The sequence below is a fragment of the Streptococcus anginosus genome, assembly GCF_001697145.1.
Classification (GTDB): Bacteria; Bacillota; Bacilli; order Lactobacillales; family Streptococcaceae; genus Streptococcus; species Streptococcus hominis.
Genome location: NZ_CP012719.1, coordinates 585985 through 611409, shown reverse-complemented (window position 1 = coordinate 611409; position 25425 = coordinate 585985). Strand labels below are relative to the sequence as shown.

22 protein-coding genes and 1 pseudogene are annotated in these 25425 nt (G+C 38.9%); 8 read left to right on the top strand and 15 right to left on the bottom strand.

What is annotated here, in order from left to right; translation table 11 throughout:
- Positions 1-57: 57 nt before the first annotated feature.
- The 4 genes from SanJ4206_RS03030 to SanJ4206_RS03015 all read right to left on the bottom strand — a co-directional run bounded on the left by SanJ4206_RS03030 (position 58) and on the right by SanJ4206_RS03015 (position 5459).
- On the bottom strand, positions 58-606 hold the full coding sequence (locus SanJ4206_RS03030; RefSeq protein WP_003028095.1) for a DJ-1 family glyoxalase III: 549 nt from the start codon (positions 604-606) through the stop codon (positions 58-60).
- Between the two features lie 12 nt (positions 607-618).
- On the bottom strand, positions 619-1851 hold the full coding sequence (locus SanJ4206_RS03025; protein WP_022525357.1) for an FtsW/RodA/SpoVE family cell cycle protein: 1233 nt from the start codon (positions 1849-1851) through the stop codon (positions 619-621).
- 47 nt (positions 1852-1898) lie between these two features.
- A complete protein-coding gene (locus SanJ4206_RS03020) occupies positions 1899-2879 on the bottom strand; it encodes a YeiH family protein (protein WP_022525358.1) in 981 nt (326 codons plus the stop codon).
- 120 nt (positions 2880-2999) lie between these two features.
- On the bottom strand, positions 3000-5459 hold the full coding sequence (locus SanJ4206_RS03015) for a bifunctional DnaQ family exonuclease/ATP-dependent helicase (protein ID WP_003028102.1): 2460 nt from the start codon (positions 5457-5459) through the stop codon (positions 3000-3002).
- A gap of 136 nt (positions 5460-5595) precedes the next feature.
- Between SanJ4206_RS03015 and SanJ4206_RS03010 the strand changes: the two genes are divergently transcribed.
- Complete coding sequence (locus SanJ4206_RS03010) at positions 5596-6231, top strand: MBL fold metallo-hydrolase (protein WP_022525359.1); 636 nt, start codon at positions 5596-5598, stop codon at positions 6229-6231.
- A gap of 92 nt (positions 6232-6323) precedes the next feature.
- On the opposite strand, the gene ftsX is transcribed toward SanJ4206_RS03010, so the two are convergent.
- The 4 genes from ftsX to SanJ4206_RS02990 all read right to left on the bottom strand — a co-directional run bounded on the left by ftsX (position 6324) and on the right by SanJ4206_RS02990 (position 10143).
- A complete protein-coding gene (gene ftsX / locus SanJ4206_RS03005; RefSeq protein WP_022525360.1) occupies positions 6324-7250 on the bottom strand; it encodes a permease-like cell division protein FtsX in 927 nt (308 codons plus the stop codon).
- A complete protein-coding gene (gene ftsE / locus SanJ4206_RS03000; protein ID WP_003025346.1) occupies positions 7243-7935 on the bottom strand; it encodes a cell division ATP-binding protein FtsE in 693 nt (230 codons plus the stop codon). Before ftsE ends, ftsX begins: the two co-directional genes overlap by 8 nt.
- Positions 7936-8039: 104 nt before the next feature.
- Positions 8040-9135 (bottom strand): peptide chain release factor 2 gene (prfB, locus tag SanJ4206_RS02995; protein ID WP_100069422.1). Its coding sequence is split into 2 segments (ribosomal slippage): positions 8040-9062 and positions 9064-9135, totalling 1095 coding nucleotides; the frame shifts between segments, so codons are not numbered across the junction.
- A gap of 204 nt (positions 9136-9339) precedes the next feature.
- Positions 9340-10143, bottom strand: a complete 804-nt coding sequence (locus SanJ4206_RS02990; protein ID WP_003028113.1) for a Cof-type HAD-IIB family hydrolase — start codon at positions 10141-10143, stop codon at positions 9340-9342.
- A gap of 111 nt (positions 10144-10254) precedes the next feature.
- Here SanJ4206_RS02990 and SanJ4206_RS02985 point away from each other — a divergent pair, with 111 nt between their 5' ends.
- Positions 10255-11112 (top strand): metallophosphoesterase, encoded by an 858-nt coding sequence (locus SanJ4206_RS02985; RefSeq protein WP_022525361.1) that lies wholly within the window; start codon positions 10255-10257, stop codon positions 11110-11112.
- Here SanJ4206_RS02985 and SanJ4206_RS02980 read toward each other — a convergent pair.
- Both SanJ4206_RS02980 and SanJ4206_RS09915 read right to left on the bottom strand, forming a co-directional pair.
- Positions 11109-11909, bottom strand: a complete 801-nt coding sequence (locus tag SanJ4206_RS02980; protein ID WP_003028117.1) for a DUF2785 domain-containing protein — start codon at positions 11907-11909, stop codon at positions 11109-11111. The two genes, SanJ4206_RS02985 and SanJ4206_RS02980, sit on opposite strands and share 4 nt — an antisense overlap.
- Positions 11910-12060: 151 nt before the next feature.
- Positions 12061-12234: pseudogene (locus SanJ4206_RS09915) on the bottom strand (winged helix-turn-helix transcriptional regulator); the annotation flags it as partial.
- Positions 12235-12430: 196 nt separating this feature from the next.
- Between SanJ4206_RS09915 and SanJ4206_RS02970 the strand changes: the two are divergent.
- Positions 12431-12721 (top strand): hypothetical protein, encoded by a 291-nt coding sequence (locus SanJ4206_RS02970; RefSeq protein WP_003028122.1) that lies wholly within the window; start codon positions 12431-12433, stop codon positions 12719-12721.
- A gap of 84 nt (positions 12722-12805) precedes the next feature.
- Here SanJ4206_RS02970 and SanJ4206_RS02965 read toward each other — a convergent pair whose 3' ends face one another.
- Positions 12806-15499 (bottom strand): cation-translocating P-type ATPase, encoded by a 2694-nt coding sequence (locus SanJ4206_RS02965; RefSeq protein WP_022525362.1) that lies wholly within the window; start codon positions 15497-15499, stop codon positions 12806-12808.
- 371 nt (positions 15500-15870) lie between these two features.
- On the bottom strand, positions 15871-16257 hold the full coding sequence (locus tag SanJ4206_RS02960; RefSeq protein ID WP_003028126.1) for a YwiB family protein: 387 nt from the start codon (positions 16255-16257) through the stop codon (positions 15871-15873).
- A gap of 208 nt (positions 16258-16465) precedes the next feature.
- On the opposite strand from SanJ4206_RS02960, the gene SanJ4206_RS02955 reads away from it, so the two are divergent.
- The 5 genes from SanJ4206_RS02955 to SanJ4206_RS02935 all read left to right on the top strand — a co-directional run bounded on the left by SanJ4206_RS02955 (position 16466) and on the right by SanJ4206_RS02935 (position 21519).
- Entirely contained in the window at positions 16466-17785 is a 1320-nt protein-coding gene (locus tag SanJ4206_RS02955; protein WP_037582583.1) for an HD domain-containing protein, read from the top strand.
- Positions 17775-18584: a sugar-phosphatase gene (gene yidA, locus SanJ4206_RS02950; protein WP_003028131.1), complete on the top strand. Its 810-nt coding sequence runs from the start codon at positions 17775-17777 to the stop codon at positions 18582-18584. Before SanJ4206_RS02955 ends, yidA begins: the two co-directional genes overlap by 11 nt.
- Positions 18584-19798 carry an aminoacyltransferase gene (locus SanJ4206_RS02945; protein ID WP_003028134.1) on the top strand — a complete coding sequence of 405 codons (1215 nt, stop codon included), beginning with the start codon at positions 18584-18586 and terminating at the stop codon, positions 19796-19798. The genes yidA and SanJ4206_RS02945 overlap by 1 nt, the downstream gene beginning before the upstream one ends.
- Before the next feature lie 12 nt (positions 19799-19810).
- A complete protein-coding gene (locus SanJ4206_RS02940; RefSeq protein WP_003028136.1) occupies positions 19811-21049 on the top strand; it encodes an aminoacyltransferase in 1239 nt (412 codons plus the stop codon).
- Positions 21050-21114: 65 nt separating this feature from the next.
- Positions 21115-21519, top strand: coding sequence for an ABC transporter ATP-binding protein (locus tag SanJ4206_RS02935; protein ID WP_037582584.1), 405 nt, complete (start codon positions 21115-21117; stop codon positions 21517-21519).
- A 91-nt stretch (positions 21520-21610) separates the two neighbouring features.
- On the opposite strand, the gene SanJ4206_RS02930 is transcribed toward SanJ4206_RS02935, so the two are convergent.
- From SanJ4206_RS02930 to SanJ4206_RS02920, 3 genes are read right to left on the bottom strand one after another with little or no spacing between them, the layout of a single operon-like run.
- On the bottom strand, positions 21611-22789 hold the full coding sequence (locus SanJ4206_RS02930; protein ID WP_022525364.1) for a TPM domain-containing protein: 1179 nt from the start codon (positions 22787-22789) through the stop codon (positions 21611-21613).
- Between the two features lie 17 nt (positions 22790-22806).
- Positions 22807-23892 carry a TFIIB-type zinc ribbon-containing protein gene (locus SanJ4206_RS02925; RefSeq protein WP_003028141.1) on the bottom strand — a complete coding sequence of 362 codons (1086 nt, stop codon included), beginning with the start codon at positions 23890-23892 and terminating at the stop codon, positions 22807-22809.
- A 49-nt stretch (positions 23893-23941) separates the two neighbouring features.
- Positions 23942-25276 carry an SPFH domain-containing protein gene (locus SanJ4206_RS02920; protein ID WP_022525365.1) on the bottom strand — a complete coding sequence of 445 codons (1335 nt, stop codon included), beginning with the start codon at positions 25274-25276 and terminating at the stop codon, positions 23942-23944.
- Positions 25277-25425: the final 149 nt, after the last annotated feature.

The following is a 25425-nucleotide window of genomic DNA, read 5'->3' as shown; positions in this document are numbered from 1 at the left end:
ATTTTCATAAAAAAACTTACTTGGATCATTCCAAATAAGTTTTAGTATCATAGACAATCAATCACCGTAAACATCATTGTAAAGCATCGCCGTTGCAAGCTGCTCACTGTCTCCGCCTAACTGATGAACCAACTCATAAGCAAAAGCTAGAGCAGTTGCAGGTCCTCGGCTAGTAATCACTTTCCCGTCAACAACGACGGTTTGCTTGATATAAATGCCAGAATCAATATCTGACTCGATACCATCGTAACAGGTAAACTGTTTGTCCTTTAAAATACCTGCACGATTGAGTGCAATCGGTGCTGCGCAAATGGCAGCTATCCACTTGCCTTCTTCCTGCATCTTTTGTAGAGCTGACATCAAACGATCATCATCTCGCAAATTTGTCGCACCAGGCATTCCTCCCGGCAGTACCACTAAGTCATAATCCTCTAACTTTCCAGCCCAAACCTTATCTGCTTGAACTGAAATACCATGAGAACCTGTTACCGCTTTTTCAAATCCAATCATGTCACATAGGATTCCTGCACGGCGAAGAACATCCACAACCGTCAATGCTTCAATTTCTTCAAAGCCATTGGCTAACATAACAGCTACTTTTGTCATTTTTCTTCTCCTTTATTTTAATCGTTTTAAAACCACTTTTTTACGTCTTTGAGGATAGCGTATCTTTTTTTCATCTGTGAGATTATTTTGATAACTCATTGAAAGTAAGAGCCCGACCCCGATTAAATTACTAATAATGGAAGATCCACCTTGAGAAATGAATGGAAGCGGAATCCCTGTCAAAGGCAAAATCCCTGTTACTGCTCCGATATTTTCAAAAATATGAAAGAGCAGCATCATGATGAAACCGGTTGAAATATATGTATAAAATTGATTATTTGATTTCAGCGTAATTTTTAGCATGCGATAAATCAAGAGCAGATACAAGGCAATCACAACCGTTGCACCGACAAAACCAAAATCCTCTGCAATGACAGTAAAAATCATATCACTTTCACGTACAGGCACCAATAGATTGGATACATTAAACCCTTGTCCCCAGAGACCACCGCTACCAATTGCTATTTGACCTTGTGCCTGTTGATAAGTGGTTGTTTGGGCATAGTCAAATGGGTTCAGCCAAGCCAAAATTCGATTAATCTGATAAGTTGGCATCCCAATTTGGTGCAAAAAAGCTCGCCCGTCTTTTGAAATGAAGATAAGTAAAAAGCCACCGCCTACAATCAGAACGGTCAAAACAACTGGTACAATGATTTTCCAAGACACACCTGATAAGAGGACAATTCCTGAAAAGATTGCAATAAAAACTAAAGCTGTCCCTAGGTCACTCTGCAATGCCAACAAAATCAGGACAGGCAAGGTATAAAGTGCTAATTCAAAAATCAGAAAAAAGTCTAATTGAATTGTTCGCTCTCTATCTTTATGGCGCTGTAAAAAATTGACAACAACTCGTGACAACATCAGAATATAAGAAATTTTCATAAATTCAGATGGTTGAAACAAGGTCACATGTCCTATAGTCACCCAGTTTTTTGCTCCTGTTGAAGCGACTAATTCTGAACTATAAAAAATAAGTGGTAGCACCATCAATGCCAATCCGAACACATATAAGTATGGCGTGATTTGCCAAAGAAATTTTGTATTGAATAGCATGATAACCAGACTGATAACTGTCCCTAGAGCAATCCAGGCAATCTGCTGCCCTACAATTGGCCAAACATTTTTTGGATAATCATGACTAACAGCGATATAAATGGCTACAACACCAATAAAAAGCAAACAAAATACCGGTAATATTAAACTATAGTCCACTCGTGAATCAATCGAGCGTTTTTGATAAGGCATATCTCCTCCAACATACGTAATAAATGTCAGTCACTTTTAAAGCACTTTTATGAGAAAAAGTATTGAATAATTAAGCTAGATACAGCAACTGCAAACCAAGCAAATGCTCCTGTCAACAACGGCGCTGCGCCTGCTTTTCTAAATTGCCCAAAGGATACTCTTGCACCAATTCCAGCAAGAGCCATTGCCATGAGCCACTGTGACAAGAACTTCGTTGCAGGAACGAGCAAACTTGGAAAAATCCCAACACTAGTAACAATAGACGCCACAACAAACCACAGAATAAACCACGGGAAAATTTTCTTTAAATCAACTTTTTGATGACTGTTTTGTGAGCGTATATATCGGACTCCTGCAAAGATGAGACAGGCTGGTACAATCATCAAAGCACGACTTAGTTTGACAATCGTTGCCAAATCTCCCGCCGACTGACTGTAAGTGTATCCTGCTGCTACAACAGATGATGTATCATTGATAGCTGTTCCTGCCCAAGTTCCAAATGTCGCATCATTCATATGCATGAGATGTCCCAAAAAAGGGAAAATAAAGACCGCTAAAATGTTAAAAAAGAAAATTGTAGAAATAGATAAAGCAATCTCTTCATCTTTTGCTTCTAAAATCGGTGAAGCTGCTGCAATGGCAGAACCACCACAAATAGCAGTCCCGAACCCAATCAAAGTGGTTAAAACTTTACCCATCCCCAACAAACGACCTACCACATAAGCTGAAAGAAAGGCGATGAGAATCGTTAAAATACTAATCTTTAATGAGGAAATACCCGTAGCAGAGACACGACCAATGGACATGCTGAACCCCAGCAAAATAATGGAATATTGCAGTAATTTCTTACCTGAATAAGCTAAACCAGCATGATAAGTCTTTTTTATATGAAAAAGATTATTGGCTAAAATTCCCAAAAGAATGGCAAAAACGCTGGAGCCAATCAAGGGAAAGAAATTTCCCAAGACGGTTGCTACTGCCGCTAATACAAAAGCAAAACCAATCCCTGGAAGATATTTTTGATACATATTGAACCTTCTTTCTTTGTGTTTCTATTATAACAAAATTTAAAACTAGCAGCAGAGAAAATCAGTATTTTTAACAAAAAAACTCAGTTTACTTTGAACTGAGTCATTCATAAATTGAAGTTACATCGTTTCCTTCTTCAAAAATTGCTCCATCTCTTTTGGAATTTGTTTCATACTTGTGATGGATAGTGGAGCAACTTTTTCCAGAGCTGTTTGAATTTGGCGTCCATATCGTTTGGTTAAAATGCGATTGTCTAAAATAACGACTGCTGATTGCTGCTCTTGGTGTCGAATTGTACGTCCTAAAGCCTGTTTTATCCGTAAAATCGCAACAGGTAAGCTATAATCATAAAAAGGATTCTTACCTTCTTGCCGCAATTTGCGATTGAGCTTCTGCGTAAAGAAATCACTCGGATTATCAAAAGGGATTCGCGTAATAACTTCAATCATTTGTTTCTGACTAGAAAAATCTGTCCCTTCCCAAAAGCTACCCGCTCCTAGTAAAATACTACTTTCCCCTCTATCAAAACGTCGTTTAATATTAGCGGCTTCACCATTCTTATACTGGGCTAAGTGTGGCAAGCGCAAACGTTCCGAAACAGCTAACAACAACGCTTTCGATGTGAATAAAACGAGAAGTGGAACTTCCTGAGTAGCTAATTTATGAACCCATTTGACAATCAATTCTGCATAAGTGTCCACATCCAAGTCTACAACATTTGGAAAATCCTTATCCAACCATATTTTCTGCTGATATTTCTGCTTTTGTGGTAACTGATAAAATGGTGCATTTTCAAAACCAAGTAAATGCGCTAAATGCACTTTTTTACTGATTTCAAGCGTGGCTGAAACGAATAAGACTTGAACTTCTTCAGGCAGCAAAGCTCGAAAATCTAGCACTTCTAGGCAAGCGGCTTCCAACATCGTCACTCGATAGTCATCAAATCGCTCTTCTTTTAACCAGAACTGGTCGTATTTTGTGGCAAAAATAGTGCGTAAATCAGCAAGAGTGCTTTGATCTAACTCTGATAAATCTTGTCGAAGTTTGGAACAAGTTTCTTTCGTTAGCTCATTCTTCTTGTAACATTGGAATTGTTCCATCGCATGAGTCAATTCAAATTGAATGTCCTCTATTAACCGACGTTGCAAAATGGTATCTGTTGTTTCAAGTTCTGATTGAATTTGTTGCAAGCATTTTGTCATATTGAGGGATTTTCGAGAGAGATTTTCCAAAGCTAAAAACAACTTCTGAGCTTCATCCACAATCAAAAGCCGATTCTCCACAATGGATTTATCATCTTCTAACCGCGTCAAAAAATAAGCATGATTGGTCACTAATACACGACTGCGTTTGGACTTTTCTTGACCTTTTTGCCAAAAATCTGCACCATAAAAGAGGGATTTTTTGCTCAACTTTCCATCATGAAGCACCTGTTGAAAATAGGTCTGATAGCGATGCCGTTGACCAATTTCATCCAAATCACCAGATTCTGTTTCTGTGAGCCAAACTAAAAGCAACATCTTGCAACGATTGACCAAACGATTGTCATCTACCCGCTGCAAACTGTCATAAAAGAAGTCAAGCTTCAAATAATTGGCAGGACTTTTCAAGCTATGAACAGAAAGATGAAAGATTTCTTCTAACTTTTGTCCTTCATTTGCCACAATCTGGTCCTGCAACACTTTCGTAGGAACTGTTACCAGAATTTGCTTGCTCGTTTGAGCCAAAGCAGGAAGCAAGTAACCATAGGTCTTGCCTAAACCTGTCTGAGCTTGTAAAAAACTTGGTTGCTGACTTTTCAAAGCCTGTTCCACATCATGTGCAAACTCATCTTGTTCTTTTCGCTCCTCTAAATCCAGCAAATTGATGTTGTGAGTGAAATTTTTAGACAATTTCCTCGCTTTTTGGATTTTTTTACTTTTTCGAAGAAAAATTCCCTGCCACTTCATCAAATCACGGCAAGTTATGTCCGACATTTGGTTAAAAGCATCTTCTATCGCTAAGCGTGATTCGTAAATCAAACTATCCGAAAATTTCAACAAATACTCTACCAATTCTTTTGGAAGTTTTTGAATTTTTTCTTGTATTTTTAAAAATAATGTAGCCGTTGCTGAGGCATCCGCAAGTGCTGTATGCGCATGTTTCAAAGGAATATCTAACTGCTCACATAATATTCCTAGATTGTATTTTTCAAACGTTGGGAAAAAGACTTGTGCAAGCTCTACCGTATCTACCCTCGGAGTCACCAATTCAAATCCTTCCCAAAAGAGAGCTTCTGCTAATAAATTAGCATCAAATTTCACATTATGCGCCACAAAAATGGCATCTTCAATCAACTCATAAATCTCACGAGCCACTTGAGAAAAGTCTGGCGCCTTTCTCAATCGCTTATCTGTCAATCCTGTCAATTGGCGAATATGAGGATCTAACTTTTCATGAGGATTCACATCGGTTTCATAAGTTTTGACAATCTGACCATTTTCAATCAGCACAATCCCGACTTGAATAATCTTAGCGTTGCTGCTGGCACTCGTCGCCTCTAAATCCACCACAGCATATTTTCTTTTTTCTTGTGTCATATTAGAAAAATTATACCATAAATCCAACTATTTCGTATCACGTTTTATGCCTTATTTTCCCTTGATAAATAGCTTGATATTTCTTTTATGTCATTTTTCGTATTTTTTGCTAAACTATGAAGTGAAAGGAGTTCTCATGATAACAATTCATAAAACTTTAAACGCTCAAGCATATGAAAATACTTATTATTTAGAAAATGAGCATCACCTCATCATAGTTGATCCGGGTAGTGACTGGGATAAAATTGCAGCAAAAATCCAAGAAATCAATAAGCCAATTACAGCTATTTTGCTGACCCATACTCATTACGATCATATTATGAGTGTTGATTTAGTTCGTCAATATTTTGGACATCCACCTGTCTATGTCGCTGAAAGTGAAGCAACTTGGCTTTACACTCCGGAGTATAATCTATCTGGACTAGCTCGCCACCAAGATATTGATAACATCATTCTCCAGCCTGCCGATGTCTTTTTTGACTATCATAGTCCTTACAGTCTAGATGATTTTTATTTTTACGCCGTACCAACACCAGGACATTCAATCGGTGGTGTTTCAATCATCTTTCCTAACGAGCACTTTATTTTAACTGGCGATGCTTTATTCTGCGAATCAATTGGTCGAACGGACCTCTATACTGGAAATATAGAACAACTCATTTCTAGCATCAAAAACGAGTTGCTGACCTTGCCTGATTATGATGTTTACCCTGGTCATGGTCCTCAAACCACCATTGTCCATGAAAAAATGTTTAATCCATTTTTGCATTAAAAAAGCCCTAAATGAACTGCATCTCAAAAGTTAGATTTTTCTGTCTAACTTTCAGGTCAGGGTTCAATAGGGTTTTTATTATCACTTCTTTTTTAAATTTTCAAGAATCGTCTCATTGAGAGAACCGAGCCAAATGCTCCGATGATAATTCCTACTACAAAAAGGAAGGAAATCATCAATGGAATAAAGGTTTTTGGTACAATCATTGAAAGATTTTGACTAGCAAGAGATGGATTAAATGACTTGTAGGCCATTTCGTAAATAAAATAGACCAAGCCAGCTGGAACAACTGCTCCAAGCAAGCCAATCCAAGCTCCTTCTAACAAGAACGGACCTCGAATGTAACTGTTTTTTGCTCCCACCAGACGCATGATTTGAATTTCACGACTGCGCGAAATAATCGTAATCCGAATAGTATTTGAAATCAAGAAAACAGCAATAAAGACTAAGAGGAGCGCTCCTACAATTCCCCACGTACGGATAAAATTAGCTAACGCAAAAATACGTTTTGTATTGGCTCCACCGTACTCTACTTCAGAGACCCCTTCCACTTTCTTCGCATTGTTTGCTACAGAGGTAACGTATTTGGGGTCAGTTGTATCGACAATATAAGCGTCATGCAGGGGATTGGCATCTCCTTCAAAGAGTTTCCAATCTTTACCCATGACTTCTGTTAGTTTCTTTAATTGTTCTTGCTTGCTAGAAAATGTTACTGATTTCACATTTGACATTTTGTTGAGGGAATCATATACCTTATGGTAGTCCTCATTTTTGACTGTTTGACCTTCTTTTGTAATGGTCTCTTCATTGTCCGCTGTATCTGGTCGCATATAGACCATAACCCGCACATTATTTTCAATATCTGTTGCTAGCTTCGCCGTGTTTAAAATGACTGACACAAAGATTGCGACTAACCCTAGTGTAATCATCACGGAGCTGACTGCAGCAACTGTCATCCAACCATTTCGCTTCAAACTTTTGAGCGATTCAAGCAGGTGACTTAAAAATCTACTATTCATCGTATCCGTATTCTCCTTTTGCTTCATCACGCACCACACGACCATTTTCGATGGCAATAACGCGGTGACGCAAAGTATTTACAATTTGGCTATTGTGGGTCGCCATTAGAACAGTCGTCCCTTGCAGGTTAATTCGTTCCAGTAGATTCATGATTTCCCACGAATTATCTGGGTCCAAATTTCCTGTCGGCTCATCGGCAATCAAAACTTTAGGATTGTTCACAATCGCACGAGCAATGGCAATTCGCTGCTGCTCCCCTCCTGAGAGTTCATTTGGAAATGAACGGACTTTGTGTTTTAAACCAACCAAATCCAACACTTCCATAACGCGCTTTTTGATATTCCGACGGCGTTCTCCAATAACTTCCATAGCGTAGGCGATATTTTCATAGACTGTCTTTTTGGGTAGCAACTTATAGTCTTGGAAAACGACGCCAACATTACGACGCAACATTGGAATATCGCGTTTTTTAATTTTAGCAAGATTAAAGCCAGCAACTTGCAGACTTCCCTTATCAACTTTCACTTCACGATACAATAATCGAATAAAAGTTGATTTCCCTGCTCCAGAAGGACCTACAATATAGGTGAATTCTCCTGGCTCTACTTCAATGGACACACCACGCAGGGCTGTTGTCCCGTTGTCATACTTTTTGACAACATCTCTCATTTCAATAATTGACATTTATTGTTAAGAGTTCCTTTCGTAAGATAGTTGAGGGAGTGGGAGAGGAAACTATGATTGCATTGCAATTACAATTGTCTGCACCACTCTCGTAAATTTAATGTTTAGTTTAACCGCCATTTCAAGTAGGCATCGATGAAGCCATCAATATCTCCGTCCATGACTTTGTCGACCTGTGCGACTTCAAAGCCTGTCCGATGATCTTTGACCATCGTGTAAGGAGTAAAGACATAAGAGCGGATTTGACTTCCCCAAGAAATTTCTTTTTTGTCTCCCTTTAAGGAATCCACTTCAGCTGCTTTCTTTTCTTGCTCCATTTGGTAGAGTTTCGCTTGAAGCAATTTCATTGCCCGATCACGGTTTCCATATTGTGTGCGGTCAACAGTGGATTGTGTCACAATTCCCGTTGGTATGTGGGTTAAACGAACACCAGTTGAAACTTTGTTGACATTTTGTCCGCCGGCACCACCGGAACGGAAAGTATCCATCTTGATGTCTTCGTCTCGCACCTCAATTTCAATCGTGTCATCCAACTCCGGCATGACTTCCACTGAAGTAAAAGAAGTGTGACGACGTTTAGCTGAGTCAAATGGCGAAATGCGTACCAATCGATGAACTCCCATTTCAGACTTCAACAAACCATAGGCATGAGGACCCTCAAAAGACAAGGTAACAGACTTAATCCCCGCTTCATCTCCCGCTTGATAGTCCAATACTTCAACCTTGAAACCATGAGCATTGCCAAAGCGTGTATACATCCGCAGCAACATATCCCCCCAGTCTTGAGCTTCTGTTCCACCAGAGCCTGGATGAATTTCAAGGATAGCATTGTTATTATCATAAGGTTCCGACAAGAGGAGTGTCATTTCATAGCTGGTCATTTTTGTTTCCAACTCTGCTAATTTTTCTTCCAACTCTTCCTGTACAGAATCATCCTCCGCTAAAAAATCAAGCAAAATCTCTGATTCGTCAAATAAATCAGCCATTTGCTGAAAGTTATCATAGGTTTGCTTGAGTTCGTTTAATTCTTGAGATGTTTTTTGCGCCGCAATATTATCATCCCAAAAATCAGGTTCTGTCATCTTATTTTCTAAGATTGCAATTTCTTCTTCCAGGCCTTCTAAGTCAAAGAGACCCCCTGAAAGAAGCTAATTTTTCACGATTTGCGTCAATTTTTTGACGAATTTCTGAAATATCCATACTTACCTCTTTTCACATATCATTTTATTATATCACAAGTCAGTATTTTTTTCTAATTTCTGACAGAGTCCAATAATAGTTATTGTATAAAATTTCTAATTCTGAATCAAGAAATTTCGTTCTTTGTTACATGATTGTTAGATAGGTTGCCGTCTGGCTAAAAATATTAAGAGGTTAGATACGTCAAAATGACATTCATGATAGTCACCTCTTTACAACCTTTCGCTCTAGAATTTCTAAAACGCCTGATTCTTGATCGCTTGGTGCTTGATACATTGCTGTTTTCTTGACCTTTTCAGGAGCATTTGCCATCGCATAGCTGTGACCTACATAAGCTAGCATTTCTAGGTCATTTCCACCGTCGCCAAAAGCCATCATCTCCTGTGGTGAAATATCAAAATGCTGATTAAGGAATTCAAGAGCAGAGCCTTTATGAACACCTCTTTGAATAATATTAATTGAACCGTGTCCGCTTGAAACTGCCTGAACGAGTTGACCAGTAGCTTGATTCAACTTTTCAAGAAGTTGGTTTGTTTTTTCTTCTGGCACCAATAAGGCTAATTTGACAAAATCATCTTCTGGCAAATCCTGAAAATTAGAAATTTCTTTCAATGCATGGTAATAAATTGCAATTTCTTCTTTGTACTGTTTGGGTGCTGACTTGAGCAAATAAGCAGAATGAAGTCCGCAAAGAGTTGTTGCATTTTCTAAGTCTTCTGACACAAGCACATCTAAAACTTTTTCAATCTCTGTTCTAGCAATTTTTGCTTCTCGTAATAGCTTATCACCCTCAAAAATTAGTGCTCCATTTTCTGAAACAATGATCAACTCCTCCTGATATTTTGGAAAAAATGAAGCCAGTTGGGCATACTGATTGCCTGAAATGACGACCACTTTTATGTCTTTGTCTTGCAATGCTCGATAAATTTTCTCAAAGCGCTCCACATCATAGGTATTGTCAGAGCGAAGAAATGTACCGTCTATGTCAAATGCTACTAATTTTATCATCTGCAGACCTCCACTTACTTCTATTTTACACCAAAAGACTTAAACTTTCCTATGATTTTTGGCGAAAAATTTATTTTTTTCATTATCCCTCAAATATGCTACACTAGGAGCATGACAAATTTAGCATTTATGAGCGATCTTCATTTGGATTCAAACCAATTTACCGATGAAGACATCACCATTTTGATTGATTTACTAAAAAAGAAAAAAGTTGACCACATTCACTTTGCAGGGGATCTATCTAATGACTTTGAGCATATTAGTTTACCTTTTTTACAAAAACTCAAAAAATCCTTCTCCGTTTCTTACAATTTAGGCAATCATGACATGCTAGGAATGACAGAAGACGACATTCAACAGCACAATTTCAATGTACAATCATTTGGACAGACTCAGTTTATTAGCCTAGCAGGTTGGTATGACTATGGCTTCGTTCCCGAAAAAACACCTGAAGAACACAAACGAACTAAGCAATTTTTCTGGTTTGATAGACGATTGAACCGCAACACTGATGACCCTATACTCACTCAACAGACCCTAGAACAACTTGAGAGAATTTTGACTTCTCTGAATGGTCCTATTATCCTAGCTATGCATTTTGTTCCTCACAAAGATTTTCTTTACAATCACCCTTATTTTCAGCGCTTTAATGCTTTTCTGGGCAGTCAAGCCTTTCATAATCTCTTTGTCAAATATGGTGTGAAAGATGTTGTCTTTGGTCATCTTCACCACCGCCACTCCGCTCGAATGATTGACGGTGTCTGCTATCATACAAGACCTCTTGGTTACATCCGCAAATGGCAGTTGACCCAACAATTCTTCGAGGATTATCCTCAATACAAAATATCTCAAATGTACCGTCTCCACAAACGCTATAATGCAGTAAAAGACTTATCTCTTTTCCAATCATATAAGAAAAAGCACCTCCAAAAAGAACTAGAAGATGCCCTTATCATTTTTGATATTTAGTACGAAAACAACTGAATAGCTTCTCTTAGCTCGTCTGAGAGAGCTTTTTCTTTGTCTAACTGAAGATAAACTTCTAACAAGCACGAACGAGCATTAGAAAATTGCAAAAAGTCTGTTGAGTTTTCTAGTGGAAAGTCAAGTGAAGTTAACCAAGCTGCAACTCTGGTTTGTGAGAGTCTATCATTTAAAACAGCCTGATAGATGACTCGTGCCAAACGCCAGTCCTCATCACTGATAAAACGCCAATTCACTCTTTTAAAAATCTTTTCTAATACTTGTAGAACTTCATTTACTCGTGTTATAGGAAAATCTGGGTGACAAATAATCTCAACTAAAAGATCTGCACCATGAGCAAAGGCATGCACCCAACCATATTCTTCAGAATAGCCAGTCCTATCATTTTCATACAGCAAATAAGACATTCCTTGTTCAAATAGAGCCATTCTTTGCTGACTAGAAAGTCTTTTAAAATAAAGTGAATTTTTCTTAGCATCCGCATTTAGCAAATTAGCTAATAATAAAGCCGTAAAAGATCGAGTCAGAGTCGCTTGACCAACCTCTTCTTTTTTATACAAGAGTCCTTGTCGTTTTAGAGCCTCAATCGCTACAAAATCAAACTGTTCCTTTGTAAATAGTTGTTCTTGTATGGCTCTAGCTAGAGTAACGAAAATCAACTCATCTCGTATTTTATAATCAGGATGACCGATATAATCTAACATCCAAAGAATTTCTTCCCTTTCATAACGCACTTGATTATCAAGTAACTTCTGCTGTAAACTATCTTTTTTTCTTACCATTTTATTCCTCGGCTAAGATGAAGAACTCACCATCCTGTTTAGGAAACTGTCCACAAATACTATTATTAATATCATCAGGCGCTAAATACTTTTTTGACCATTGACATATCATTTCAAAAATTGGTATCACAGGCTCTGCTTTTTCTGTCAACTAATAAGTAACGCGCATAGGAATTTTATTATATTGTCGTCTTTCCACCATATTATTTTGCATTAATTCTTTCAAAGTTCTAGAGAGAACAGTATCTGTAATATCTAGCATTTCTGCTTTTAGTTCATTATAGCGCAATGAACCTTTGATAAAAAGAATACAAATAATGCGCGAATTCCATTTTCCTCAAAAGATATCTAACCCATACTCTAATGGACAGCGGAGTTTTCTTTCGATTTTTCGTTGATACATATCTGCCTCCTTACAAAATAGTTAGTTACTCACTAATTTGGTAACGTATTGCATTTAAAATAGCACTATTTTATAATAAATTCAAATAAAAGGAAAGGAGACAAGGAGACTTAATACTATGTCTCAAGTTAAAGCACATTTACAAATCACTCTAGATATTTCGGATGAAAACCGTCCCGCCGCAGCGAAAGTTTATAATGACTATCGCAAACCATTTCTAGATACTATCGAAGGGGCTGTGAGCAAGAACTTACTTATTCGCACAGAAGATGTGCAAGTTTTACATGGTTTTGACTCTGTTGAGCACGCTCAAAAATATCTACAAAGTGATATGTTCAAAAATGATGTTTTTGTTGGACTTCAACCACTTTGGAAACAAGATCCAGATGTCCGTATTTATAGCTTATAATAAGTACTCAAAATTGTCGTATTCACGGCAATTTTTTATTATACTTTGACAATAAAAAAGCCACCCGAAGATGACTTTTCTGTCTTAAATGGCATTTTTATCCATTCCTAATTTACGTTGAACAAATTTGACAATTTCCACAATGATAATCATGGAGAAACTTCCAATGAGAACGGCTGCCCATTGTGAAAAGTCTAATTTTGTTACATGGAAAATTCCTTCTAGTGGCTCAACCAAAATGGTAGAAGCCAATAAAATGAATGAAACAAGAATAGACCAGTTGAAAGTTTTAGATTTGAATGGCCCAACTGTTAGAAGTGATTGATAAACAGATTTTACATTAAAGGCATGGAAAAGCTGGATTAGTCCAAGCGTTGCAAAAGACATGGTCAATGCATCCGCATGAATGGCTCTCATGTTACCAACATGGACAGGATTCATCAAAGCATAAGCATAAACACCGAGTACCAAAGCACCTTGCAAAAGCCCTTGATAAATAATCGAACTCATGATGCCACCTGAGAAGAAGCTAGACTTACGACCACGCGGTTTATGAGTCATCACACCTGGCTCAGCAGGTTCAACCCCCAGAGCAATAGCTGGGAAAGTATCTGTCACAAGGTTAATCCAGAGAAGATGAACCGGCTGCAGCACATCCCAGCCCAAAAGAGTTGCAAGGAAAATCGTCAACACTTCTGCTGTATTGGCTGAAAGCAAATATTGAATGGTCTTTTGAATGTTAGAGAAGACTTTACGTCCTTCCTCAACAGCCACGATAATCGTTGCAAAATTATCGTCAGCCAGAATCATGTCAGAAGCACCTTTCGACACTTCTGTACCTGTAATCCCCATTCCGATACCGATATCGGCTGTCTTCAAGGCTGGTGCATCATTTACACCGTCACCTGTCATAGCAACCACCTTACCTTGACGTTGCCAAGCTTTGACAATTCGCACCTTATGCTCAGGAGATACACGCGCATAGACAGAATATTGACCAACAACTTTTTCAAACTCTTCGTCTGACAATTCGTTAAGCTCAGCACCAGTCATGACATGGTCTTTACTATCATCATTGATAATTCCAAGGCGTTTAGCAATAGCCTCCGCTGTGTCTTGGTGGTCACCTGTAATCATAATTGGACGAATACCTGCTTCTTTAGCCACTCGAACAGCTTCAGCAGCTTCTGGGCGTTCAGGGTCAATCATTCCAATCATACCTGTGAATATTAAATCATTTTCAAGATTTTCAGACGTTAAGTTTTCTGGAATGTCATCAATAATTTTATAGGCACCAGCTAAAACACGCAAAGCCTGATGGGCCATACCTGAGTTATTTTCCTTAATTAACTGAGTCGTTGCCTCATCAATCGGCGCAATATCGCCTGCCTTGTCACGAGCCACACAACGTTTTAAAAGTTGATCTGGCGCACCTTTTACAGCAACCAAGAATTTACCATCTGGCAAAGGATGAATGGTTGACATAAGCTTACGATCAGAATCAAATGGCAATTCTGCGACACGAGGATATTTCTCTAAGAAAGCTTTAACATCATACCCTTTATCAAGTGCATACTGAACAAAGGCTGTTTCTGTTGGGTCACCAATGAGTTTCCCGTCTTGGTCAATTTTAGTATCATTAGCAAGTACAACGGAACGTAGCAACGGTAAGTCGAGTCCAAGGTCAATATCTTGTTTTGCTTCATGCAAACTGCCGTCATAAAAGACTTTTTCAACCGTCATCTTGTTCATGGTCAAGGTCCCCGTCTTATCAGAAGCAATAATTTCAGTCGAACCAAGCGTCTCAACTGCAGGAAGCTTTCTAACAATGGAATTTCTCTTCGCCAAAACTTGTGTGCCAAGTGCCAATACAATGGTCACAATAGCAGGAAGTCCTTCTGGAATTGCTGCCACAGCAAGTGCGACTGATGTCATCAATTCGCCCAGCGGGTCTTTTCCTTGAACGAATACGCCGACCACAAAAGTGATTGCTGCAATGATTAAAATCGCATAGGTCAGCACTTTTGAAAGACCATTTAGATTTTGCTTGAGTGGGGTATCTGTTTCATCAGCATTTTGGAGCATACCAGCAATATGACCGACTTCTGTAAACATACCTGTATTGACAACGACACCCATTCCACGTCCATATGTAACGTTTGAATTTTGGAAAGCCATATTGATGCGGTCGCCAATACCTGCATCAGCAGCTACATCAACAGTCAAATGTTTTTCAACTGGAACGGATTCACCAGTCAGAGCTGCTTCTTCGATTTTTAAAGAATTTGCTTCTAAAAGACGCATGTCGGCAGGAACCACATCCCCTGCTTCAAGCATAACGATGTCGCCAAGAACTAGCTCTTTTGAGTCTATTTCTGTCACATGTCCGTCACGCAGCACGCGCGCAGCAGGACTAGACATGGATTTGAGCGCTTCAATCGCTTCTTCTGCCTTTCCTTCTTGGTAAACTCCAAAAATAGCGTTAATGATGACAACGGCTAAAATAATAATGGCATCCGCAATATCTTCACCACCTGAAGTCACAACCGAAAGAATAGCCGCAATCAGCAAAATAAGAATCATCAAATCCTTAAATTGCTCAACGAATTTCATCAGAAGGGATTTTTTCTCTCCCTCATCCAGTTCATTGCGTCCGTATTCATCTAAACGCTTAGCGGCTTCATTGCTTGATAAACCTTGTTCAGAAGTTTCTAAATTTTTTAAAACTTCCTCCGAACCTTGCGTATAAAACGCTTGGCGTTTTTGTTCTTTTGACAAACTATTTCCTCCTTTGATCCCTTTTTGACAAACAAAAAGAGACCTGTTTATTGCAACAAGTCTCGCTGTTTCATACAAGGCCGGAAATTGCTTTCGTATTGACGACCTTGTAACGGATATCCCGCTAGCTACTCCCTTGAGTGTTTTTATTATACCAAATTCTTCAATTTTTTCAAGCAAAAAAAAGTTCAATTTTTATCTATTTTTTTACCAAACAAATAATAAGACGAGATGAATAAAATAATGGCTATGATGATTGTCCCTGCTAGGTCAAAGAGCCTATCGCCTCTCGTTAGAAAAAACCAAATAAATCTGCTGATAATGAAAATAGCCGTCATCACTCAACTAGGAAGGTTTCTTTTCATATCTTTCTATCTCCACGAAATTTCCATTTGATAATCCGCAAAAGTTCGCTCGCCGTCAGGCGTTCTCAATTGATAATGAAGCTCAAGTGTCTGCTTTTTCAAATCAACTTGGTAATAACTTGTTTTCGTGATAAATTGCTGCATGCCTATTGGTGTCGGAATCCCAACCAAAGCTTCTCCCCCTTTGATAAATCGCATCAAGGATTTAGGAGTAGAGAAGCGTGTCATGACCAGTTCTTCATCATGAAACTTCAGCACAACCTTCTCTCCTTCTTCATTTTTAAACAATAAATAATGATAAGCGCCTTTTTGAGTCCAATCTACATCGTAACTTTGGTCAATTTGCTCTACTTGCTCATCTATTTGAATTCGATTTTGGATTCTAATTTTCACTCTTCAAATTTCCTCGTCTTCCTATTTCTTTTTTCATTTTAGCAGAAAATCAAAAATATTTCTTCCATTTTTTCTTATACTTTTATTTTGCTATAGCTCTGAATGGGAAAATTTTTGAATTAAAACAGCAAGTTTGAATCGCTATTTTAAGAGTTTATAGACTACTTTGTTATTTGGACTGCTAGACGAGATGTGGTATAATAGAGCCATGATTGAAAAAGTATTTCGTGATCCCGTCCACAATTACATTCATGTGGATCACCAAGTCATCTATGATTTAATAAACACCAAAGAATTTCAACGACTGCGCCGCATTAAACAGTTAGGAACTTCCGGCTATACTTTTCACGGAGGCGAGCACAGCCGTTTTTCACATTGTCTTGGAGCCTACGAAATTTCCAGACGCATCACAAAGATATTTGACGAAAAATATCCAGAGGTTTGGGATCGTCATGAAAGCTTACTTGTCATGGCAACAGCGCTCTTGCACGATGTAGGTCACGGTGCTTATTCACATACTTTCGAGCGTCTCTTTGATACTGACCACGAGGAAATTACACGCCAGATTATCACAAACCCTGAAACAGAGATTAACCAAGTTCTCATTCAAGTTTCGCCTGATTTTCCGGAAAAAGTAGCCAGCATTATCAATCACACCTATCCAAACAAACAGGTGGTGCAGCTCATTTCCAGTCAGATTGATGTCGATCGCATGGACTATCTCTTGCGAGACTCCTACTACACAGGCGCTTCTTATGGGCAATTTGATTTAACACGGATTTTGCGCGTTATTTGTCCTGTTGAAAATGGCATCGCTTTCAAACGCAATGGTATGCATGCCGTGGAAGACTATGTCGTCAGTCGCTACCAGATGTATATGCAGGTTTATTTTCACCCTGCTAGTCGGGCAATGGAAGTGCTCTTGCAAAACTTGCTCAAGCGAGCAAAATTTCTCTATGAAAAGCAGAAAGACTATTTTGCACTCTCTTCTCCCAACCTCATTCCTTTCTTTGAAAAAAGAGTGACTTTAAAAGATTATCTTGCTTTGGATGACGGCGTGATGAATACTTATTTCCAGATCTGGATGACAAGCCCTGATACGATTTTATCTGACTTGGCACAGCGTTTCATCAACCGCAAAGTCTTTAAATCCATTATTTTTTCAAAAGAAAACGAGAAATATCTGAATGTTATGCGGGATTTGGTTGCAGAAGTTGGCTTTGACCCTGACTACTACACCGCTATTCACCGCAATTTTGATCTGCCTTATGATTTTTATCGTCCAGATGTCGAAAAACCACGCACTCAGATTGAAATTATCCAAAAGGATGGTAGCCTCGCTGAGTTATCCACTTTATCCCCTATCGTCGAAACATTAGCAGGTACAAGGCATGGCGACAACCGTTTCTATTTTCCAAAAGAAATGCTAAAAGAAGCTGGACTTTTTAGTGAAAATAGTAAGACTTTCTTGTCGTATATCAAAAACGATCAATTTATTTATGGAGAATCACACGAACATGAACATTAAACTAATTGCCGTTGACATTGACGGAACTTTATTAAACAACAAAAGAGAAGTCACACCAGAAGTTTTTTCTGCTGTACAAGATGCCAAAGCTGCTGGAGTAAAGATTGTCATTGCAACCGGACGTCCCATTCCAGGAGTGAGAAATTTGCTCGAAGAATTACATCTAAATGAGCCAGGTAATTATGTCATTACCTTCAATGGCGGGCTGGTTCAAGATACAGTCACTGGGGAAGAATACATCAAAGAACCTTTGTCCTATGAAGATTATCTGGATATCGAATGCCTCAGTCGCAAGCTAGGGGTTCACATGCACGCTATCACTAAGGACGGTATTTATACTGCTAATCGTAACATTGGAAAATACACCGTTTATGAAGCTGGGCTGGTCAATATGCCAGTCTACTACCGCACTCCAGAAGAAATGGTAGATAAAGAAATTGTCAAAATCATGTATATTGACGAACCAGAAATTTTGGATCAAGTAATCGCTAAACTTCCAAAAAAATTGTACGACAAGTACACACTCGTGAAATCTGCACCTTTTTACTTAGAAATTGTCAAAAAAACTGTCAACAAAGGGGCAGCGGTCATGCATCTAGCAGAAAAATTAGGATTGACAAAAGAAGAGACCATGGCGATTGGTGATGAAGAAAATGACCGTGCGATGCTAGAAGTCGTGGGAAATCCTGTTGTAATGGAAAATGGGACTGACGAGTTGAAGAAAATTGCCAAGTATATTACCAAATCAAACGATGAATCCGGTGTTGCATACGCTATTAGAGAGTGGGTTTTAAACTAATGTACACTTATAAAATCGGAATATCTGCTCAAGAACACGATGATTTTGTTAAGGCAAGTTCTCAAACCAATTTGCTTCAAAGCGCTTCTTGGGCAAAGGTCAAAGATAATTGGGACAATGAACGAATTGGTTTTTACAAGAATGACCAATTAGTGGCTTCTGCTAGCATTCTCATCAAGCCTTTGCCACTCGGCATGACTATGCTTTATATTCCTCGCGGTCCTATTATGGATTATCATGATCAGGAATTACTGCAATTTGTCCTGAATTCCTTGAAACAATTTGCTAAAACTAAAAAAGCTCTTTTTATCAAGTTTGATCCGAGTCTTTTCCTCGTGCAGGCTCAAATTGGAGAAGACAGAAAAGAACAGCAAGAAACACTTGACGTGATTCAAAATCTCCAGAAAGCTGGAGCGATTTGGGTGGGACGGACAGAATCACTTGACGAAACGATTCAACCGCGTTTTCAAGCAAATATTTACAAGGACAATTTCAGCGAAGAACTTTTATCGAAGAGCACACGTCAAGCCATTCGCACCGCACGCAACAAAGGTATTCAAGTCCAATTTGGTGGCAAAGAGCTTTTGGATGATTTCTCTGCTTTGATGAAAAAAACAGAGAATCGGAAAAGCATTCATCTACGCGGGCAGGATTACTATCAAAAACTGCTGGATACTTACCCTGAGCATTCCTATATCACACTTGCAAGCATTGACTTAAACGAGCGTCTGGAAAGTCTCCAAGATCAAAAAGTTAAGGCTGAAAAAGAAGCCAGCAAGTTCACTGAAAAAACCAAGCCCGGTAAAATTGAAAATAACAAGCAAGAACAAAAACGACTGCAAGAAGAAATGGACTTCTTAGTAGAAAAAATGACTCAAGGAGCCATGACAGTGCCTCTATCTGGAACTTTGGTTCTCGAATATGGAACTACCTCTGAAAATATCTATGCTGGGATGGACGAAGAATACCGCCGCTACCAACCAGCTCTCCTCACTTGGTACGAAACCGCTAAACACGCTTTTGAACGCGGAGCTAATTGGCAAAATATGGGCGGTGTTGAAAATGATTTAGACGGCGGGCTTTACCACTTCAAATCTAAATTCAACCCGACTATTGAAGAGTTTGTCGGAGAGTTTAACTTGCCAACCAATCCACTCTATCATCTCTCTAACCTTGCTTATACTTTGAGAAAGAAACTCCGCAGCAAACACTAAGAAAGGAATCGTATGACATTCAGACAACTTAGTCAAGAAGAATTTGTAAACCATAGCGCGTCTTGCAATCAACGTTCTTTTATGCAAACAGTAGAAATGGAAAAGCTCTTAGAGAAACGCGGTTTTACTTGCCAATATGTCGGTCACACAAATGAATACGGTGAAGTAACCATTTCAGCTGTGCTCTACAGTATGCCCATGACAGGCGGACTTCACATGGAAATCAATTGCGGTCCTGTTTCAACAAATCCTCACGACCTGCAAGCTTTTTACCGTGAACTCAAGACCTACGCCAAAGAAAATGGTGCTTTAGAGCTAATTGTCAAACCTTATGAAACTTATCAAACATTTGACAGTAATGGACAGCCTACTTCGCTCGAAAAAACAGAATTGATAAAAGATTTGACAGACTTAGGTTATGAATTTGATGGCTTGCAGACAGGTTATCCAGGTGGCGAACCTGATTGGCACTATGTCAAAGATCTGGCAGGTCTTACCGAAAAAGACCTCATCAAATCCTTCAGCAAAAATGGCAAATCAACCGTCAAAAAAGCGAATACTTTCGGCATTCAACTAAAAAAACTGAAGAGAGACGAATTAAATATTTTCAAGGAAATCACTTCTGCCACCTCCGAACGTCGTGAATATAGCGATAAATCATTAGATTATTATCAAGATTTCTATGATGCTTTTGGCAATCAAGCGGACTTCATGATTGCAACGCTTAATTTTCAAGATTATTTGCAACATCTGCAACATGATCAAGAAAAACTAAAACAAAAAATTCAAAAATTAAAAGCGGATTTAGAAAAAAATCCTCAGTCAGAGAAAAAACACAATCAACTGCGTGAATTCTCTAGCCAATTTGAAAGTTTTGAAACACGCAAAGCCGAAGCGCAAGAATTGATAGATAAATATGGAACAGAAGACCAAGTTCTTGCAGGCAGCCTCTTTATCTATACATCACAGGAAGCGACTTACCTCTTTAGTGGTTCCTATCCTGAATTTAACAAATTCTACGCCCCAGCACTTCTCCAAGAATATGTCATGAAAGAAGCTCTCAAGCGAAACATTCCTTTTTACAATTTTCTTGGCATTACAGGAATTTTCGACGGGTCTGACGGCGTTCTCCGTTTCAAACAAAACTTCAATGGCTACATTGTTCGCAAAATGGGTACCTTCCGCTATTATCCACAACCACTTAAATTTAAAATTCTCAGTTTGATTAAAAAATTCCTACGGCGCGCTTAAAAACTCTCAAACGGCTTTTTGAGAGTTTTTAAAGTATTCATATGTTTTATAAGGATTTATCAGATATGCTGAAACGATTTATTTCAAAAAAACTACTGACGATTTACCTTCTGTTTATCGTGCTGACATGGATTGAGTCAGTTTTAAACCCAACGCTCGTTCGGATGATTATTGATAGTTTTCAATCGAAAAATTTAAAAATTCTCTGGCAAATCTTGATGTTGGGAATTCTTGGAAATATGCTGATTGTCTTAGGTTTGGCAGGCAAACGCTATTTCTATGCAAAAATCATTGCAGACTTCAATACAAATATAAAAGGAAAGATGTTTGCGGCTTTTCTTTATGACAATCAACTGTCAGATAAAGACATTCTTTCCGATTTAGAAAATGATGTAAAGCAAATTGATAGCTTTTACCATTCCTCGTTGAATTCCCCTAGAAATAAAATTATTGTGGACAACATCGTTTGAAAATTTTAAAATTCGCCCCGTTGTAAAATAAAGTGTAATAAAAAGGCCAGCATAACTATCCTGACCTTTTTAAACTTCCACTATTATCCATCTAAAAACTTCCGCCACTACCCCCGTGACTTCTGTCTGAGGAAGATGTATGTGTACTACTACCCCCAGAATCACTGGAGCTGCTAGGCTCCGGTTTTGCTTTCTTATCTACATTTGAGTAGAGGAAGAATTCTTGAGCATTGGTAATCTGGAGACTATTTTTCTTGATGTAATCAGCGGCTCCGGTTTTATAATAAACAGATTTGAGCTGACCTTTCATTCCTGTTACGATGAGAAAGGCGAGACCAAAGCCGATAGCCAATGCTCCTGGAATCCAGTACCAACTTAAGGGCTCCTTAGGGAGATTTTTTACATCATAAGGCTGTCCTTTTCGTGCTTGAGTGAGGAAATCATCACACTGCTCAGCGTAGGTTGTAAAAGCAGCATTGTAGTCACCATCTTTTAAATCAGGTAAGAACTGCTTTGACAGGTAGTCTAAGCCAGCATCTGTAAAAGCAGTAATGCCGTATCCTGTCGTTGAAATATGCCACTTCCGATCTTCCATGCTGACTACGAAAAGCACCCCATCGTGATTTTTTCCTTGACCGTAGCCATTGTAGTCGAAGTAGTCATCTGCGAAGTCTTGGGCGCTCTTTCCTTCCAGACTCTTGACGGTCACAACAACGACATCACATTTTTGGCGTTTGCTAATATCTTTGAGCTTTGCTAACAGGGCTTTTTCTTGCTTTGGCTTCAGCAAATCAGCATCATCTACAAGTAATTTATTAGCTGATGTATCTAGCAATTTGACTACCTTATTGAGATAATATCGAACACCACTATAGTTGTTTTTCCCACTATCAAAAGCTTGCCAAAGTATGTCATCACTCTTTGCGCCTAGCTTTTCTTTAGCGTTTCCAGCATAATATAGGATCCATTCATTTTTTTCTTTATCAACAGCAAGGAGAATACCTTCAGCTGTGCCTGCAGATTCTTGATAAACCTTTTCAGCATAGGCCAAAATACCACCTTCACCTACTGATTTTGCTGCCAAAAAGTAAACTTTAAAATGATATTGTTCTTCAATAGCTTTAGCCGCTTTGTTAATCTCTGTTATTTCCTTGCTTGAAAAGGCTGAGACTTCATCACGAATATAGCTGGTTTCTTCTGCACAGACAGTCCCAATCATGAGAAAGGAGAGAAGAAGAGTTGTCAGTAAAATTATGAATTTCTTCAACATAATCTTATCCTCCCTTCTTACAGTAAGTGAATCATCCATACAGCCGCATAACTAACTAAACTTGCCGCCACGGCCAGTCCAATTAGCCAACGTCTATAAGCTTGCTTGTCTAAGGGCAAATCTCCGACGAATTTACCAGTCTGACCATTCATCGCAAAGACAAACTTTTTGCCCTTCCAAGTCGTATTTAAGAGCCAAACTGGATAGAGAACATACTTAGTTGAACCATTTATCAAGCGAATATTCGAAGATTCTGGGGTAACGGTAGAAAACCCCGTAACTGTATCTTCAAAGGCTTCCTCCGTGCTTTGCTTGACACGGCTGTTAGCATGAGTAATGCTCTCCTCGGCTCCGACATCATATTTATCTGCTAGGTATCCTGCTAGGTAAGCTGTCTGAAAATCAACAGCTTCTGAAAAATCAAAGGGTTCAATGGATTCCATTAATTGATCATCCAATTTACTTGAACCGTCTACCGGGATATGTTCAAACGCTAACTGACCGGAACGAATAACTGAAAAATAGCTTGTTTCGGTATAGTCATACTCACTATCACTCCATGTTCTAATCCTGCTTGCTTTATAATGAACATCCGCATCTGCTTCTGTGTCAAAAAGCCAGAACGGAACATAAACCCCCTTTACTTCATCAATATGATTTTGGTCTTTAAAAACTTTTGGCAAGAGGCGTTTCCCCATGAGATGCTTGTTCAGATTCGCCTTTGCTGCCTTTTTATCTAATTTGAATGGAATCACATAATCTGGCTTTAAATCACCAGCAAAGCGTCCCATCATAACAACAGGATTATCGCAGAATGGACACGAAGTGGCTGCTGTTGACTCGTCAGCAACAATTTCACCACCACAAGATTTACAGACATAAACTGATAGCTGATCAATCTCGCCCGTATCCCATTCACCACCAGCCTGCGTACTCCAGGTCATATTTTCATCAGTCTGGGTTTTTAATTGTTCATCCAATTCCTTCAAACTTGACATATCCAATTCGGAATCACAATAAGGGCACTTCATTTTCTGGATTGAACTATTAAATTCAAGAGCACCACCACAATTTGGACATTTATATTCTTGTAAATCAGCCATGATGACCTCCTTTCTACTGTCATCGAGCTATGAGATAGTTAGAAAAGTTTTAAACAAGGTCATTTTCATCAAATACATTGCCACATTCTGGGCAGAATTTAGGTGGATTATAAGCATCTTCTGGTTGCCAGCCACAATTGCTACAACGATATTGACGGCGGGTTTCTGGTTTCGGTTGACCACAGTTTGAACAGAATTTACCATTATTGACAGTCCCACAAGTACAAGTCCAGCTGTCACTCACAGGTTTTGGTGAACCACATTCAGGACAGAATTTACCTGAAGCTTCATGTCCATTTGGACAAGTCCATTTATCCGTAGTAGTTTGGGTTTGAGAGGCTGCACTCGCTGTTTGCGTTTGCTGACTAGCGGCCTGCTCTTGTCCCATCGCAAAAAGATTTTGAGCATTCATACCACCTGCGCCCGCTGCCATTCCTACTCCCATAAAGCCAGTCATTGCACCACCTGGATTTTCAGCCGCCGCTTTCATAGCATCTGCTTGCGCACCGACTAAGGTAGCCGCTGCCATGGTTGGATCCTTCATAATAGCCACACGTTGAGCCTGCTTAATCATTTCAGCATCTTCGTCTGGAAGAGTTACTGAACCAAGAGCTACACTAATGACTTTCAAGCCACGCAGTTCTCCCCATTTGCTAGAGAGCGCTTCATTCATGGCATTTTCGAGTTCTGTATTATGGCTAACAATTTGATTTGGTCGCAATTCTAAATCAGATAATGCAGCGAATGCTGGTTGAAGAGCACTGATAAATTCTGTTTTCAGTTGTGATTCTAACTCTTCACGCAAATATTCTTTTTCCACATTGCCACAGACATTGGTATAGAAAAGAAGTGGGTCTGCAATCTTATAAGAATAAACACCAGAGCAACGGACAGAAACATCTACATCTAAGCCGATTTTTGAATCCACCACACGAAATGGAATTGGGTTTGGTGTGCCAAACTTATTATCAATCAGCTCTTTTGTATTGAAATAGTAAACACGTTGATCTTTGCCTGTATCACCACCATAAGTGAAACGTTTTCCAATTTGTTTAAAAGTTTCCTTAATGGAATTGCCTAAATTACCTGTAAAAATACTAGGCTCGCTAGACGTGTCATAAGTGAATTGACCAGGCTCGGCACAGACTTCAACAATTTTTCCCTGCTCGACAATCATCATACACTGACCGTCTGCAACAGCAATTCCAGAACCATTCGAAATAATGTTGTCGTTACCTTTCGTGTTGGATGAACGTCCAGATACTTGCTTTTGTCCTTTGACCACCATGACAGACTTGTCCATGGCATCACAGTAAAAGAATTCTTTCCATTGATCAGCCAATACGCCGCCTACGGCACCAATTCCTGCTTTAATGAGTCCCATAAGAATCTCCTTTCTCTCTTTAAAAAACATGTTTCCGCTACCTTAAACTGTACTACTAAACGACATCATCTCCTTTGTCATAAATTTGTGAATTTTTACAAAAAATCATACGCTAACTAGCAATATCTGTCTTTTTATCGCAACACGAT